Annotated in this window: 11 protein-coding genes; 7 read left to right on the top strand and 4 right to left on the bottom strand. The window is 48.5% G+C overall.

All coding sequences use genetic code 11. The annotated features are described in order from the left end of the window. The first annotated feature begins 55 nt into the window (after positions 1-55). From K4H28_RS05480 to K4H28_RS05505, 6 genes are all read left to right on the top strand, one after another. Positions 56-1,375, top strand: coding sequence for an OmpP1/FadL family transporter (locus K4H28_RS05480; RefSeq protein WP_221007376.1), 1,320 nt, complete (start codon positions 56-58; stop codon positions 1,373-1,375). Between the two features lie 65 nt (positions 1,376-1,440). Next, a complete protein-coding gene (locus K4H28_RS05485) occupies positions 1,441-3,837 on the top strand; it encodes a 3-hydroxyacyl-CoA dehydrogenase/enoyl-CoA hydratase family protein (RefSeq protein WP_221007377.1) in 2,397 nt (798 codons plus the stop codon). A 187-nt stretch (positions 3,838-4,024) separates the two neighbouring features. Next, a complete protein-coding gene (locus K4H28_RS05490) occupies positions 4,025-5,227 on the top strand; it encodes an acetyl-CoA C-acyltransferase (RefSeq protein WP_221007378.1) in 1,203 nt (400 codons plus the stop codon). Between the two features lie 68 nt (positions 5,228-5,295). Next, the gene (locus K4H28_RS05495) at positions 5,296-5,871 is read left to right on the top strand and encodes a chalcone isomerase family protein (RefSeq protein ID WP_221007379.1); all 576 of its coding nucleotides are present in this window, start codon (positions 5,296-5,298) and stop codon (positions 5,869-5,871) included. 598 nt (positions 5,872-6,469) lie between these two features. Then, entirely contained in the window at positions 6,470-8,236 is a 1,767-nt protein-coding gene (locus K4H28_RS05500) for an autotransporter assembly complex protein TamA (RefSeq protein WP_221007380.1), read from the top strand. Beyond that, complete coding sequence (locus tag K4H28_RS05505) at positions 8,236-12,120, top strand: translocation/assembly module TamB domain-containing protein (protein WP_221007381.1); 3,885 nt, start codon at positions 8,236-8,238, stop codon at positions 12,118-12,120. The genes K4H28_RS05500 and K4H28_RS05505 overlap by 1 nt, the downstream gene beginning before the upstream one ends. A 28-nt stretch (positions 12,121-12,148) precedes the next feature. Here the strand turns inward: K4H28_RS05505 and K4H28_RS05510 are convergent, their stop codons facing one another. Continuing rightward, the gene (locus K4H28_RS05510) at positions 12,149-12,874 is read right to left on the bottom strand and encodes a ComF family protein (protein WP_255573632.1); all 726 of its coding nucleotides are present in this window, start codon (positions 12,872-12,874) and stop codon (positions 12,149-12,151) included. Between the two features lie 64 nt (positions 12,875-12,938). Between K4H28_RS05510 and bioB the strand changes: the two genes are divergently transcribed. Continuing rightward, positions 12,939-13,937, top strand: a complete 999-nt coding sequence (gene bioB / locus K4H28_RS05515) for a biotin synthase BioB (protein WP_221007383.1) — start codon at positions 12,939-12,941, stop codon at positions 13,935-13,937. 106 nt (positions 13,938-14,043) lie between these two features. Here the strand turns inward: bioB and K4H28_RS05520 are convergent, their stop codons facing one another. Genes K4H28_RS05520 through K4H28_RS05530 form a run of 3 tightly spaced genes read right to left on the bottom strand, consistent with a single transcriptional unit; the run spans position 14,044 to position 16,908 of the window. Continuing rightward, entirely contained in the window at positions 14,044-14,352 is a 309-nt protein-coding gene (locus K4H28_RS05520) for a metal-sensitive transcriptional regulator (protein WP_255573633.1), read from the bottom strand. Further along, on the bottom strand, positions 14,333-14,545 hold the full coding sequence (locus K4H28_RS05525; protein ID WP_221007384.1) for a heavy-metal-associated domain-containing protein: 213 nt from the start codon (positions 14,543-14,545) through the stop codon (positions 14,333-14,335). Before K4H28_RS05525 ends, K4H28_RS05520 begins: the two co-directional genes overlap by 20 nt. 8 nt (positions 14,546-14,553) lie before the next feature. After that, complete coding sequence (locus K4H28_RS05530) at positions 14,554-16,908, bottom strand: heavy metal translocating P-type ATPase (protein WP_221007385.1); 2,355 nt, start codon at positions 16,906-16,908, stop codon at positions 14,554-14,556. Between the last annotated feature and the right edge of the window lie 22 nt (positions 16,909-16,930).

Raw genomic sequence — 16,930 nt, forward strand, 5'->3', positions numbered from 1 at the left:
CTGAGTTAATTCGGAGCCAACTGAACTCAATGCAGTACCCCTTGGAGATTCAAATATGAAACAGCTTGTACGTTCCTTAAAAGTGATTGGTGCTGGTAGTTTAATGTTGGGTTCGGCCTCTGTAATGGCGTCGGGCTACCATTTTGGTACGCAAAGTGCCAGTAATCAGGGGGTGGCCAATTCGGGCGCTGCGGAGGTGATGGATGCGTCGACGATTTTTTACAATCCGGCCGGTTTGACTCGTTTGGAAGGTACACAAGTTTCGGGTGTCTTGAATGTGATTATTCCTGATGGCGAGTACACCAATATTAAATCAACCACCGCAACGGGTAAGACCATTACCGGTGGAAATGGCGGTAATTTTGGTACCACAACACCGGTGCCACATTTTTATGCTTCGCATCAAATTAACGACAAAATGACGGTTGGCTTGGGCGTGTTTGTGCCTTTTGGCTCGCATACCGATTATGAACCGGGCTGGGTAGGGCGTTATCAAACTTTGGAAAGTCAAATTCAGACGATGAATTTTAATCCGTCGATTGCTTACAAAGTGAATGAGACAGTCTCTTTGGGTGCGGGTGTGAGTGCGCAATATATTAAAGGTACTTTAAGCAAGGCTTTGGATTTGGGTACGGCCACTCGCAACCCTGCGTTGTCTGGCAATCCTGCATTTGATGGAAAGTCTGAGGTGGATGGTGACGACATTGGCTTTGGCTATAACTTTGGTGCTTTGTTTACTTTGAGTGAGTCAACCCGTGTTGGTGTGGCATATCGTTCAAAAATCAGACATACCCTTGAGGGTGACCTGAAGTTCACGGTGCCCGCAGCGTTGCAAGCGACACCGATTGGGCAAAGCCTGAAAAACACTGCAGCGACTTTGAATGTGGAAACACCAGAGTCATTTTCTATCAATGCTTTTCATCAGTTGACGCCAGAATGGGCGATGACGGCTGATTACACATGGACTGCTCACTCGCGTTTTGAAGAAATTCGTATTCAAGCCGATGGTCGCGCTGATTCGGTGACGGTTAATAACTGGAAAGACACTAACCGCTATTCAATTGGCGCGATTTACACCCCGAATTCATCATGGGTGTTCCGTGCCGGTCTGGCTTATGACCAATCCCCTGAGGATAGTGAAACCACGCGCATTGCAAGCATTCCAGATAGTGATCGCATTTGGTATGCCTTGGGCGCTCGTTACAACATCAACGCCAATAATTCGATCGATTTAGCGGCTATTTATGTTCAGCTGAAAGATTCAACCATCAACCGTAAACCGCTACATCCAAGCGAGCAAGGTGCTGGAACGATTAACGGTAACTACAGCGTTGATTCGATTACCTTAGGTATGCAATACAACTATCGCTTTTGATCAACTGTTGAGGGCGTGATGGCGCAGCCTAGTCTGTCACGCGTTCTCTGCTTTGAGGAAATACTATGACTTTATCATCGACCCATTCAATTCGTCGTGTTGCCGTTTTGGGTGCAGGGGTAATGGGCGCGCAAATCGCAGCTCATCTATCCAATGCTGGAATTGAAACCGTTTTGTTTGATTTGCCGGCGACTGACGGCAATCCAAATGCGATTGCATTAAAAGCACTTGATAATCTGAAAAAGTTAAAACCAGCGCCGCTAATGTCGGCTAGTCGTGTCGATGGCATTGCCCCGGCCAATTACGGTACAGACTTGGCGTTATTGAGTGGTTGCGATTTGGTGATTGAGGCGATTGCGGAGCGTTTGGATTGGAAAGCGGATCTTTATGCCAAAATAGCACCACATCTTGCTTCACATGCAATTTTAGCCAGTAATACTTCTGGCTTATCCATTGAAAAACTCGCGGGGAGCGTGCCAGCGGAGTTGCAATCTCGCTTTTGCGGTATTCACTTCTTTAATCCGCCACGCTATATGTATTTGGTCGAACTTATTGCTACCAAAGCATGTCAGGCTGATACCCTTGATGCACTGGAAACCTTTCTAACTTTGCGTTTAGGCAAAGGCGTGGTTCGCGCCAAAGATACTCCGAATTTTATTGCCAACCGCATTGGCGTATTTTCGATGCTGACCACCATCAAGCACGCAGAAACCTTTGGTATTCGTTTTGACGTGGTCGATGATTTAACGGGGCCAAAACTAGGTCGTCCTAAATCAGCGACTTTCCGCACTGCGGACGTGGTCGGCTTGGATACATTTGCTCACGTCGTGAAAACGATGACGGATGCGCTCGGCGATGATCCGTGGCATGGCTTATTCCAAACGCCAGAATGGCTGAATCGCTTGATCGCAGCCGGCGCTTTGGGCCAAAAAACACGGCAAGGGATTTTTAAGAAAGTCGGTAAAGATGTATTGATGCTCGATCCGGCTACTGGTGAATATATAGCTGGCGGTCAAAAAGCGTCGGATGAAGTCAAAGCCTTGCTAAAAAATCCAGATGCCGCTGCCAAGATTGCTGCTTTGCGTGCATCTGAACATCCTGAAGCGCAATTTATTTGGGCTTGCCTGCGTGACGTTTGGCACTACATCGCCGTTCAGCTCGAGCACATTGCCGACAATGCACGGGATGTCGATTTTGCGATTCGCTGGGGTTTCGGCTGGGAGCAAGGTCCGTTTGAAATGTGGCAAGCCGCTGGATGGCAGGCCATTGCGGCGGCAATTAATGAAGATATCGCCGCAGGTAAAACACTCTCGAGCACTCCGCTGCCAGCTTGGGTGATGGTGCGCGATGGTGTGCATACGCCGCAGGGTTCATTCAGTGCTGCAACTGCTGCTATGGTTGGTCGTTCGAACTTGCCTGTATACGAACGCCAATTCTATCCGCCAACGGTATTGGGCGAGGCTGAGCCTGATTTTGGCGAGACTTTGTTTGAAAACGATAGCGTGCGGATGTGGTTGCCGCCAGCGAGTGTCGGTGCATCAGCAAATGATATTCCAGTACTGAGCTTTAAAACCAAAGCGCATTGCGTGGGTGCTAATGTATTGGCTGGTGTCCAAGAATCTATCAAGATTGCAGAGCAATACCATCCTGGTTTGGTGATTTGGCACTCGACTGCACCGTTCTCGGTCGGTGCTGATTTGATGAGTATGGGGCCCGCGTTTATGACCGGCGACTTTGCCGCGATTGAAAACATGGTCGCGGAATTCCAAAATACCTCGCAAGCGATTAAATACGCCAAAGTGCCCGTCGTCGGCGCGGCGCAAGGTTATGCGTTTGGTGGTGGTTGCGAATTCCTGATGCATTGCGCTCGCGTCGTGGCGCACGTTGAAACCTACATCGGTTTGGTTGAGGTGGGCGTTGGTTTGTTGCCTGCTGGTGGTGGTTGTAAAGAATTCGCGCTACGCGCTTCGCGTCTTGCTCGTAACGGCAATATTTTGGAAGTATTAAAAGACTATTACCTAGCGATGGCGACGGCCAAAGTCGGTACCAGTGCCGAAGAAGGTCAGCAAATTGGCTATCTCAAAGAATCTGACGTGATCGTGATGAATGCCAATGAGTTACTGTATGTGGCGCAAGCCCAAGTTCGTGCAATGGCTGCGGCCGGATACCGTGCACCTGTGCGCCCTAAAGCGTTTGCGGTAGCGGGGCGCTCGGGCGCAGCAACGATTCGTGCGCAACTGGTCAATATGCTGGAGGGCGGCTTTATTTCCAAATACGACTTCCATATTGGCGTGCAGATTGCCGAGATTGTATGCGGTGGCGATGTGGATGCGGGGACTTTGGTGGACGAAGATTGGATTCTTAAGCTTGAGCGTGAACGGTTTATGGGCTTGCTGAAAAAAGGCAAAACTCAAGAGCGCATCATGCACATGATTGAATTCAATAAACCCCTACGCAACTAAGAGTGCGTTTAAAAGAGCTGCGCATCCCGCTATAGCGCGTCGTGCGGTGCTCGGAATCCTCATGTACTCGATGTACATTCCGGTTCCTGCGCTCCGGTCGCCGCACTCTATCGTGTGCTCGCATCTTTTAATTCGCACTCTTGTGAGAATTATGTTTGGCCTTGGCTGAAAATTTCAGGAGCTCAAAATGAGCAAACAGATTCAAGAAGCTTATATCGTCGCCGCGGTGCGAACCCCAGTTGGCAAAGCGCCGCGCGGCATGTTGAAAGGTGTGCGGCCAGATGATTTGTTGGCACATGTTCTTAAAGCCGCGATGGCGCAAGTGCCGTCGCTGGATCCCTCTTTGGTGTCGGATGTGGTCGCGGGTTGTGCGATGCCTGAGGGCGAACAAGGGATGAATGTGGCGCGGATTGGTGCGCTGTTGGCGGGTCTACCCAATACGGTGGGCGGCATTACGATTAATCGTTTTTGCTCGTCTGGGATTAATGCGGTATCGCTGGCGGCGGACAAAATCCGTCTTGGTGAAGCCGATGTGATGATTGCCGCCGGCACTGAATCGATGTCGATGGTGCCAATGGGCGGCAATAAATTGTCACTTGGCGCAAGTATTTACGAAACCGATGAGAATGTCGCGATTGCCTACGGCATGGGTTTGACGGCGGAAAAAGTCGCGCAGCAATGGCAGGTGAGCCGCGAGGATCAAGATGCGTTTGCGGTTGAATCGCATCGCCGTGCATTGGCTGCAACAGCGACGGGTAAGTTTGCTGCTGAAATCGCACCGCTGGATGTGACGTATCGCATCCCGAATCTAGCAACGGGCGAAGTTGAGCTAGTAAATAAAACGCTGTTGCAAGATGAAGGCCCGCGAGCGGACACTAGCGCAGAAGGTTTGGCGAAGTTGAAAACCGTGTTTGCGGCGAAGGGAAGTGTCACGGCAGGTAATAGCTCGCAAATGTCAGATGGCGCAGCGGCTTTGATTTTGGTTTCAGAAAAAATACTCAAAGAATTTAATCTGGTGCCATTGGCCAAGTACGTCACTTTTGCTGTGAAAGGCGTTCCACCTGAAATTATGGGTATTGGCCCGAAAGAGGCGATTCCAGCTGCGCTGAAGCAAGCGGGCTTGAATTTGTCTGATTTGGCATGGATTGAGCTCAATGAAGCATTTGCCGCGCAAGCTTTGGCGGTGAGTCGTGATTTGAGCTTGGATATGTCCATCGTTAATCCACATGGTGGCGCGATTGCCTTAGGCCATCCGCTGGGGGCAACTGGCGCGATTCGTGCGGCAACGGCAATTCACGGCCTGCGCGGCCAAGGTAAATCGGGCTACGCGATGGTGACAATGTGTATTGGCACCGGGATGGGCGCAGCAGGGATTTTGCAGGTTTTGTAATTTAACTCACTGTCTCAATGATAAAGCCCGTGTCTTGTGTGGATTACGGGCTTTTTTTGGAGCTAAAAATGAAAAAAACGCTACTTTGCTCAATTTTTTCAGCATTAGTATGGTTGCCTCTGGCTGTGCAAGCCGTTGAAGTGTCTGGGGTAAATGTGCCTGAGAAGGTGGCTGCGGCTGAAGGCACTTTGCATTTGAATGGTGCGGGCGTGCGCAAGAAAATGATGTTTGAGGTTTATGTGGCATCTTTGTATGTAACGCAGAAGTCGGCTGATGCAGTTGCTGTGCTGGGATCTAATGCACCGCGTCGAATGCAATTGACGATGTTGCGTAATGTGGAAGCGGCTAGTCTCTATCAGGCTTTGCTTGATGGTTTGCAAGCGAATTTGTCGGCAGGTCAGCTTAAAGAACTCGCTCCCAAAGTTGCAGAGCTGGAAAAAATATTTGCCGAGATAAAGAGCGTAAGCAAGGGTGATGTCATTGTGCTTGATTTTATTCCGAGTCAGGGTAGCAAGGTTTCGGTGCGCGGACGGGCGATGGGGGTGATCGAAGGGGATGTGTTTGCCAATGCATTGTTGTCGATCTGGCTAGGTAGGGTGCCAGTGAGTGAGGATTTGAAAAAGGGCTTGTTGGGTAAGGGTTAATTGGGTGGTGGAGTCGGGGTGGCGCAGGTGCGTTACCCTGATTTTTGCTACGTTCTTGTATGTGTTGGTTCTGTAGTATTGCTACATTTGAAATTTGTTTGTTTTGTGTTTGTTACGGTTTTTGTTGTTGATATATAAAGATAATATTAAAATTTTTGTACTTGTTGTTACTTATTGTGGTTAAATTTTAGGTAGTAATATTACCTAATGACTTGCGTTGTTTTCGTAGTTTTGATAAAGTACGTCCATCGAAGTAGTAATGCAAAGCCAGCGAGATAGCTGGTTAACTTTAGGAGAATCACCATGCGTACATTAGTCAAAATGATTAAAAATTTCGAATTCCAACAACAGTTGCTAGTTAAATCACGCGGTTGGCAGCTGACATTGAATCGCTAAGCGATACACGGTTTTTTGTAGCACCCTGTAGTAACCGCGACGAAAGTTGCGTTATCGACTCCATCCTCCTGTGCCCGACTCTGATTTGCATCTCTTGATGCAAAACAAGTCGGGATTTTTTTGTTCAAATTTTGGATTCACTTGAGCGGTTAAGCTGCAATTTTGGTAAAGTCGGGTTTTACTTTTTGTCTTGGTTTTTTGCTTGAAAATCCAATCTTTATTTAGTGCGTTTTGTTTGGCGACGGTTGCAGTCCATTCGACAGCTCAAGCAGCAACTGAGGTTGAAGCGCCATTTACCTTTCGGATTGATTTGCGTGCGCCTTCGGCGGTGTCTTCTTTGCTGGAGCGCCATTTGGAAATCTTTGCACTCCGCAATAATCCACGAAACTCCCCTGAGCAACTCAATCATGCGATTGAAAATCTACCCGTTTCAGTCGCTAACCTGCTGGAAACGGAGGGTTACTTCAACTCCAAAACACAGGCACGTTTAGAGCAAAGTACTGATCGCAATCTGGTCGTGATCGAAGTCGAGCCTGGCCCTGTAGCGATCATTAAAGAGGCTCAGCTCCATGTTGCTGGTGCGATCCACGATAATCCAGACCGTTTGGCCGTGCTGGAGCAGCGATTTAATAATCGAGCAGATGAATTGATCGGTGAGCCTTTTACTCAGCGATCGTGGGATGAACTCAAGCGCCGGAGCTTGGCTTCATTTTTAGCGCGTGATTATCCTGCTAGCAAAATGACCGATAGCAGAGCGGAAATCGACCCTGAAATCAACACGGCAAATTTTAGAATTGATATCGATAGTGGGCCTTTGTTTGTTTTTGGGGCGACTGAGGTTCGTGGTTTGAACCATTTTCCAGAAAGCTTAGTGCGAGATCGAGTTCAAATTAATCCAGGGGAAGCCTATCGCCGGAATGACTTAATCGATTTGCAAACTGAATTGCAAAATATGCCGCACTTTTCATCGGTTTTGGTGGACGTTGATTTGCCTGAGTCGGAGCCCTTTATAGCGCCGATCCATATTAATGTACAAGAGGCACCACTCAATCGCATCACTAGTAATATCGGTTTTAACACGAATGTGGGTGCTCAAATTGGTGTTGCATATCGACATTTAAATTTACTAGACCGAGCGTGGATATTTAATTCGAGTTTTCAATTAACCCAAAAAGAACAATCAGTCAGTACGGGGGTTACGCTGCCACGTGGAACTGACGGCTGGGAGCATAGTGCCAACTTGGATTATTTAAGATCAGATATTCAAGGCTTTCTCTCTGAAACGTATCGAACAGGTCTATCGCGCAATAAAATCGAGGGCGATATTGAGCGCTTTATGTCTGTTCAGTATGTAACAGAAAGTCGTGAATTAAATGATGGAACAACCAGTAATCCGAAATCTTTAACCGCTAATTTTCGCTGGATACAGCGCAAATTGGATAGTAAAAAAGACCCAAAAAATGGTTACTTAGCATTGGCAGAAATTGGCGGCGCTAGTGAGTATCTATTGAGCGATGTGAGTTTTGTTCGCATGTACGGTAACGGTATTTTATACAATAAAATTGGCAAAGAAGGCGTTCTGCTGCTGCGTTTAGAGGTCGGTGAAACATTCAGTCAGGATGTTTTCGGTGTGCCTTCTGATGCCTTGTTCCGTGCGGGTGGGGTCGGTTCAGTTCGGGGCTATGCCTATCAATCTTTAGGGGTGCCTGCTGGTGGATCAACTGCGCCGGGTCAGGTGCTTGCGACTTCTACCATTGAATATCAGCATCCAATTGCACCAGATTGGCGCGGCGCGGTCTTTTTTGATTATGGTGATGCGGCCTTAGATTGGCAGAGTTTTGATGCAGTGGGTGGGGTTGGTATCGGTGCCAGGTGGCAAAGTCCGGTGGGACAAATTGGTGCCGATTTAGCTTACGGATTAGAGTCAAAGAAAGTACGTTTTGAATTCGCAATGGGTTTAGCTTTTTAATGTCGATTAAGCATATTGAAACGTCAGAGTCCAACACTGAGGCAGTGGAGTCTACTTCTGAGCCTTCACAACAAGCGAAAAAAAAGCCACATAAGTATGGTGTGGCTCGGCGCGTTATTCGTGGCGTCGTTTGGGGGACGATATGCAGCATTGCACTTACCGTGGTGGTGCTGGCTAGCATTTTGACTTGGCTTGATTCTGACCATGGGCGTGCACGTTTAGTTGAGGTCATTAATCGCAGTGGTGTTGTGACATTAAAGTCTTTGCAAGGATCGTTTTGGTCTCGTCTTGAAGTCAAAGATTTACGTGTTGATACTACTGACGTTGAAGTGAAGTTAAATTATGGTGTATTGGGCTGGACGCCATATTCTGTATTCGTTAGAAAGCTATACCTTAATGAGCTTAGTTTAGATGTGTTGCAAATCAAACTGAAGCCACAGCCCCCAATGAAAGAGGTAAGCCCGCCACCAACTCAGTTGACGTTGCCATTTAGTCTGCGGGTCATTCAGTTAAAAATCGCTCAATTAGATATTTCCGACGCACCTTTGCTCAAAGATATTCAGGCGAGTCTTGATAGTGATGGGGAGTCACACCGCTTGAGTGTGCAGCAAATTCGTGCGCCACAAGGCACGCTCAGCGCCGCGCTCAATTTGAATGGCATTGCGCCATTTGCAACGGCGGGTTCTTTTGTTTTGGCCGGAGAGCTTGAAAAAAGGACATTAACCGCCGTTGGTCATGTAGTGGGTGATTTACGCGCTCTAGCTGTTAAAGCAGATTTAACGGCAGAGCAAGTGACTGCCAATGTGGACGTGAAGCTCGATGTGTTTGCGCCGCATGCTTACCAGATTGTGCAGCATGGACATGCACGTTTAAATCAAATTAATCCCGCAGCCTTTCATCCGTCCGCACCAAAAGCAAGAATCAACGCCGATTTGGATGTGAAGCCCACTGCTGATGGCGCAAGCATTAAGCTAAGTCTTCAAAATCAGGTACTTGATAGTTTAGATCGACAAGGCTTGCCTTTGCGCAGCTTGAACGCGCAGTTGCAGTTGAAGGGAGAAGCACTAGAAATTCAGAGCCTGCTCGCGCAATTGAGCGGCAATGGCCGAGTGACGGCAAACGGTAGAATTTTTAATGAACAGTTAGATCTAAAAGTAGGATTGCAAGGGATCGATCCTGCGTTGTTGTGGTCGCCGCAGCCGGCTAGTCAAATGGCGGGTTCATTGGCGATAAAAGGGCCATGGCTCGCGCCGGACGTTAAAGGGCAGTTGTCTGACGCTCGCTTCAAGGCTGTCGCTTCCATTGATATGGGGTGGATTAGACCCGATCAACAACGACGGATCGCAGTTCGCCGCTTGGAGTTAAGCCGCGCTGGCAGTCAGGTTTTGGCGAGCGGTGAGGTTAATTTGTTGTCGCCGTTTGATTTTAAGCTTAATGCGGAATTGCAAAGATTTAACCCTGCAGATTACTTTTCGGTACCAGCGGGGCGTATTGGTGGCAATTTCGTCGCCAATGGGCGGGTCGAGCCTCGTCTACTGGTCGATTTAAATTACAACTTGCGAGATAGTCAGTTTAATGGCGAGTCATTAACTGGGCAGGGGCAATTGAAACTCACTGATAATCAGCTCCAAGATAGCCAATTGTGGCTGGCATTGGGCGCCAACCGTGTTGATGTAAAGGGCGCACTAGGTCAAGTGAATGATAAGTTGAGTTACCAACTTCATTTACCTAACTTGGCCGTTATCGGTAAAGGATTCTCTGGATTGGTTGATGGTCAGGGTGTCTTGTCGGGGCCATTGAATGCCTTGCAAATTCAAGGAGATCTTAAGGTTCAGCAGCTTAAAACGCCATGGGATATGAGCATTAAGCAGGCTGATATTCATGCGGATGTGCCATCTGATTTGCAGCGGCCGTTGAAGGTGCAGCTGAATTTGACTGAGTTGCGACTGGCTGAGACTGTGATCGATAAAGTCAATTTACTGGCTACTGGTACACGTAGTTCACATGAATTGACGCTGTCCGCGAGTGGTCAACATCAAAAACAAGCTTTGTTGCTTAATACCGTGCTGCAGGGCTCATTGAATGACGCTTTTTTGTGGCAAGGCAAAATTAAAAATTTTGACGGTAAAGCCTTTGTGCCATTTCAGTTGATGTCGCCAATGGCTTTAACGGTCTCTGCTGAACAATTTCAACTCGGTGCTGGTGAGCTAAACCTCGGGCAGAGTAGTGTAAAAATTAATAATGTGGAGTGGCATCAAGGCATCATTAACACTAGCGGCGAGTTAAAACGCATCGTTCTGGCCGATTGGTTGCCTTTGATGGGTAATAAAGATATTAAAACTGATCTGGTACTGGCAGGCGGGTGGTCACTAAAACAAGACCATGCCATCAATGGTCAGCTAAATATCAAGCGCATTAGTGGCGATGTCGGTTTGCAGAGTAATGGTACGGCAAGCCAAGCATTTCAGATGAGTGAATTGCAATTGGCAGCCAAAATCACCAATAACCAACTAAATATACAAAGCAGTATGAAAGCTCCGCGTCTGGGGATTGCTGATTTTAATTTGTCTGCGCTACTGGATCCGCATACCTTGCAAGTGGCAGAAAACAGTGCTTTAACGATGGGTTTGCGTAGTGACTTGCCGGATTTGAGTTTGTTGTCCCCATTTATGGGGCCGTCCATTCAATTGGCGGGTAATGCAAAAATTAGCGTGCAACGAGTTGCTCAGTCTGGTGTGGTGAGTATGACGGGAGGGGTGCAAGGCTCTGGCTTGGCGCTTCGTGATGCGAGCACGGGCATCCGTATGACGGATGGTCAGTTGGATATTGCTCTTTCTAATCAGCAAATCCAATTGCGTACTTTGCGCTTTAAAGGTGGCAAGGGCGAGCTTACAGGGTCGGGCGTGATTGAGTTGGGCGATGCAGGCTTGGTTGGTTCGGCCAAATTAAAAGCCAATCAATTCACCTTAATCAGTAAGCCGGATATGTTACTGGTGATGAGTGGTCAGGGCGCGATTGAGTTTAGGGATGGCACTTTGCAAATTAACGGGCAGTTTGTCGCTGATGAAGGGGATATTCAGTTCGTTTCGAATGAAGTGCCGCGTCTTTCTTCGGATGTCGTGGTGTTGGGGCGTGAACGCAAAGAAACGAGCCGCACCTTGCCGATGAATGTTGAAGTGGCGGTGGACCTAGGCAACAACTTCCGCTTCCGTGGTTATGGTTTGGATGCTGAGTTGATTGGTCAATTGCGTTTGCGAGCTCAAGCCAGTCAGCCTTTGCGTGCCAATGGCACAGTGAGTGTGGACAAAGGTACTTTCCGTGCTTATGGCCGCACCTTGGATATTGAACGAGGGGTCTTGTCGTTTATTGGTCCACTCGATAATCCGGGTTTGGATGTGTTGGCGATACGCCGTAATCAAGCGGTAGAGGCGGGTGTGCGCGTACAAGGTAGTGCTCAATCGCCACGAGTGACTCTTTTCTCTGAGCCTAATGTCCCCGATTCAGAAAAGTTGTCTTGGCTACTGTTTGGTCACGGCGTAGAAAATGTTGGCGGCGCTGATGGCGCTTTGCTATTGCAGTTGTTAAATTCAATGGCCACAGGAGACGCAACCGGGCCAGGAGTAACAGGCAATATGCTTAGTGCGGTGGGTTTAGACGATGCGGGATATAGCTCGGTCAAAGAGGCTGATGGCAGCACGACGCAAGTGGTTTCGGTGACTAAACAATTGGCCCGCAATTTAAGTGTGTCACTTGAAAAAAGCTTTAACGGCTTGCGAGACGCGGTAAGTTTTTCTTTGCAACTATCGAGAAACTGGTCGATTGTGTCGCGAATAGGGGTGGATTCCAGCTCGGTGAATATTAATTGGACGCGGCAGTTTGATTAGTAAATCAATTGGATTTTAATTTGTTGCGCTAAGGTGTGCGAGCTACGACCCAGACTTGCACATCGATAGCGCCGGCGGCTTTCAATGCTCTGGCCGCCGCATTTAAGCTTGCTCCGCTGGTCATCACATCATCAATCAAGGCAATGCGTTGTCCTGATAAGTCACCTTGGTAGTGAAAAGCTCCCCGCATATTTTGCCAGCGCGCATTAGCCGATAAACGTGCTTGGTGTTCAGTGTCTTTGATTCTCTGTAATCGTCCAATCTCTAAAGGAATTCTAAGCGCTGCTGCAACGGGTCGGGCAATCTCAAGTGCTTGATTAAAACCCCTTTCAACGAGGCGCGCGGGGTGTAGGGGGAGCGGGATAATCCGATCAATGCCTTGTTGTTCTGTGATGCAAGTGGCAAGAAACTCGCCAAGTGGCGGTAGAAGTGACCACTGCTTGGCAAACTTTGCGGCTTGAATTAAAGATGCAATCGGTTCGATGTATAAAAATGCCGCTTGGGTGTGATCAAAGGCCGGTTTGGCCTGCAAGCAAGCGCCACAGAAATGTCCTTGAGTGTTCACGTAACCGCAGCAGGGGCAGCTATCACTGGCAATCCATGGTGCTAGGCTTTGTTCGCATGGTTTGCAGAGGGAGTGGAGACTCGTTCCTGAGCAAAGCAGGCATTGATGTGGTGCAATGTAGTTGAAAAAATCAACGATAAAATTTGACAACTCTACGCCTCCTTCGGACAATGCTTGTATTGTGTTCATTTGCTGAGCTGGTTTAGTCAGTGGTGAATTGATTTAGTATTTAATCATTGTGGGAAAAATGCGAATGAATTGTTCAACCTCAGCACCAGCTCAAACCATTGAATTTAAACGGTCTACACCGCATCCTGAACAAGCCTTATGGTCTGAAGCCGCCGTTGCTGAGCTATTTGCACTGCCATTTAATGATTTACTGTTTCAAGCGCAAACCGTTCATCGTGCCAATTTTGATGCCAATCGAGTGCAACTTTCTACTTTGCTCTCGGTAAAAACCGGTGGTTGCTCAGAAGATTGTGGTTATTGCTCGCAATCAGCGCGCCACGATACAGGCTTGGAAACGCAAAAGCTGATGGGTGCCGATGAAGTGATTGCGGCTGCAGCGATTGCGAAAGAAAATGGTTCCTCACGATTCTGTATGGGCGCGGCATGGCGTGGTCCTAAAAATAAAGATTTAGACGAAGTCAAAAAAATGATTGCTGGCGTCAAAGCGCTGGGTTTAGAAACCTGTGCGACATTTGGCATGCTCAAAGACGGTCAAGCTGAGCAGCTGCGTGATGCGGGCCTAGATTATTACAATCACAATCTCGATACCTCAGAAGCCAAATACGGCGAGATCGTTACGACACACAGCTATGCTGACCGCTTGGATACCCTAGGTAAAGCTCGCAAGGCGGGTTTGAACGTGTGCTCGGGTGGTATTGTTGGCTTGGGTGAAACTCGCTTGGATCGCGCTGGTTTGGTGGCGCAACTGGCTAATTTGGATCCGCAGCCTGATTCTGTGCCAATCAATAATTTAGTACAAATCGACGGTACGCCGCTGGATGGCTCTGAGGTTGTGGATTGGACTGAATTTGTACGCACCATCGCTGTAGCGCGAATTACGATGCCAAAGGCATATGTGCGACTTTCTGCCGGACGCCAGCAAATGCCAGAGGCAATGCAGGCCTTGTGTTTCCTAGCGGGCGCAAATTCAATTTTTTACGGTGATAAATTATTGACGACGGGCAATCCTGAAGTTGAAGGTGATAAAGCGCTGTTCCGTAAATTGAATTTATTGCCACTCTAATGAAGTATTGCTTTGTAGCTATTATTAAATAATGGCTGCAAGGCAATACCTGTAAAAAATTAAAAAGCCCGCAAATGCGGGCTTTTTAAATGGCGGTGAGTTTGAATTAACCGCGTACTTTTTTTACCACTTGCATCAATTGTTCAGCCGCTTCTTGGCCATTGCCAGTTTTGAGCGCTTGGGCGATGCAATCTTGGGTTTGTTGTTCAAGCAAAATCAGGCCCAAAGCATCGAGCGCTGAGCGTGCTGCAGCCACTTGATTCAAAATGTCGCCACTGTATTTTTCTTCTTCAACCATGCGGGTGATGCCCGATACTTGGCCGACGATACGGTTAAGGCGTTTAACCAACAAATCCTTATTTGGACGTGGCAATTGAGTTTTGTCTTGGGCTTTCTTAGTTGTGCTTGATGGCATATCCAGCTTCCTCTATGGTGATTTCCAGCGCGACACGGCTGGTTTGATTGGCGTCGAACACAATCTGTGCCGCGCCTGGGTTTAAGGTGACATTGGCCGATTGCACCCCTGTCACGGCTTGCAGGACACGCATCACGCTGGCTGTGCAGCCACCGCAGGTCATGCCTTCAATTTGAATTTCGATGGTTTCCATAGATCTCCTTATGCTTTCCAGCGTTTAAGTAGTAGGGCATTACTCACCACCGAGATGGATGATAGTGCCATGGCGGCTCCCGCGATAATCGGGCTGAGCAACCCTAAAGCGGCAAATGGAATCCCGATGACGTTGTAAATAAATGCGAAAAACAAGTTTTGCCTGATTTTGCGTAAAGTCGCTTTGGAAAGGCTAATCGCTGCCGCAACGTGATGAATGTCGTTATGCATGAGTGTGATGTCGGCAGTTTCAATCGCGACACTGGCGCCGCTTTGCATCGCAAAACTCACATCTGCGACAGCGAGCGCAGGCGCATCGTTAATTCCGTCGCCCGCCATCGCAACTTTGTGGCCCGCTGCTTGGAGTTGAGTGATTTTTTCAGCTTTGTCTTTGGGGCTGGTTTGAGCAAAAAATTGTTTGATACCTAGCGAGTCGGCAATCGCACTGGCTGTCGCTTGATTATCGCCAGTCATCATAATGACGGTAATGCCGGCGGCTTGCAGCGATTGCACGGCGGCCTTTGCTGCTGGGCGTGGTGTATCTTTAAGCCCGATGAACCCTATCAATTGTTGATTGCTTGCCACCGCTATCACCGTTTGCCCCGCTTGCGACATACGCTCTACTTGGGCTTGTTCATCTGCTTGAGGTGCGCAGACCCAATCGGGGCGGCCGATTTGATAGCTTATATTTGAAATCTTGGCGCGAATACCGAGGCCTGCTTCACTTTGAATGTCATTGACTTCAATTAAAGCGAGTTCTCGCTGAGTTGCGGCGGCGAGCAGAGCATGTGCAAGTGGATGTTGCGAATGAGCTTCGATGCTGGCGGCGATTTGAATTAATTCATCTTCCGTGCTTGAAGTGACCCTAATTTCAGTGACTTCTGGCTTGCCAAAGGTGAGCGTGCCCGTTTTGTCGACGATTAAGGTATCAATTTTACTGGCTAATTCTAACGCGCTGGCGTTACGAAATAGCAGACCGTGTTTCGCACCTAGGCCAACGCCCACCATGATCGCGGTCGGTGTAGCCAAGCCGAGCGCACAAGGGCAGGCGATGACGAATACGGCGATGGCATGTATGAGTGCAGTGCTTGGGCTGTCTAGCCAAAACCAAGTGATGGCGAAGGTCAGCACTGAAATCGCCAGCACACATGGCACAAAAATGGCGGCAACGCGATCGGCAAGTTGTTGAATCGGTGCTTTGCTGCCTTGGGCTTGGCGAACCATCCGAATAATGGCAGCGAGTTGGGTTTGACTGCCGATGCTGGTTGCTTGAATCGTGATGCTGCCTTGCGTATTGCGCGTGCCAGCAAAAACAGGATCATTAATAGTTTTGCTAACAGGAATCGATTCTCCCGTGAGCATTGCTTCATCGATTGTGGCCGTGCCGCTGAGGATTTTTCCATCAACAGCTACGCTTTCTCCGTCGCGCACCATCAAGCGATCACCGAGGACAATACGGTTGATAGCGAGTTCTAACCATTGATTGTCACGATAAACCCGTGCGGTTTGTGGTTGCAGTGCTAATAATTCGCTGATTGCGCCTGCAGTTTTCTGCTTGGCGCGGCTTTCTAGCCATTTGCCTAGCATCACCAAGCTAATAATGGCCGCGCTGGATTCAAAATAAACATCATGACGGCCTTGCTGCCATGCCCAAACGCTGTACGCCCATGCCATCGTCGTGCCCAGAGCGACTAAGACATCCATATTGGCAGCGCCGCCCTTGAGTGCAAAATAAGCGCCACGATAAAAACGCAGGCCGGGGATAAATTGAACGATAGTGGTAAATATAAATTGTAACGGCAATGGAATTAAAGCGTGCCGCCCCAGCAACATCCCGCCCATTTCTAGCAAAAATGGCAGCGTAAAAACCGCGGCAATCAGCAGCGCCCAAGGCCGTGTTTCTTTGCTGTCGTTGGCTTGAGTATCAATTGGCGCGCTACTAAAGCCAGCTTTTTCAATGGCGCTAGTAATGAGATCGAGTTGCAGGCTGCCTTGCGGTGCAGAAATGCGGGCCGTTTCATTGGCGAAATTAACTTGCGCTTCGATATTGGGTAGTCGATTCAGCACTTTTTCTAATCGAGCCGCGCAGGCCGTGCAGGTCATACCTTGGATGGGGATTTCAATCGTGCTCATCGGTACGACGTAACCTGTTTTTTCAATCGCCGTAATGAGCTTGCTGATCGCTAGGTTTTGCGTGTTATTGAGTATTTGTGCCGATTCGTTGGCAAAGTTGACGCTGGCATGAATGCCGTCAAGACGGTTAAGGGCTTTTTCTATCCTTAGCGCGCACGCCGAGCACGTCATCCCCTCGATAGGTATATCGATGGGGGCGCTTATAGAAGGATTGTTCTGATTGATACCCATGAAGGGTATCTTAGGCTGCTTC

This window comes from Deefgea tanakiae (genome assembly GCF_019665765.1).
Classification (GTDB): domain Bacteria; phylum Pseudomonadota; class Gammaproteobacteria; order Burkholderiales; family Chitinibacteraceae; genus Deefgea; species Deefgea tanakiae.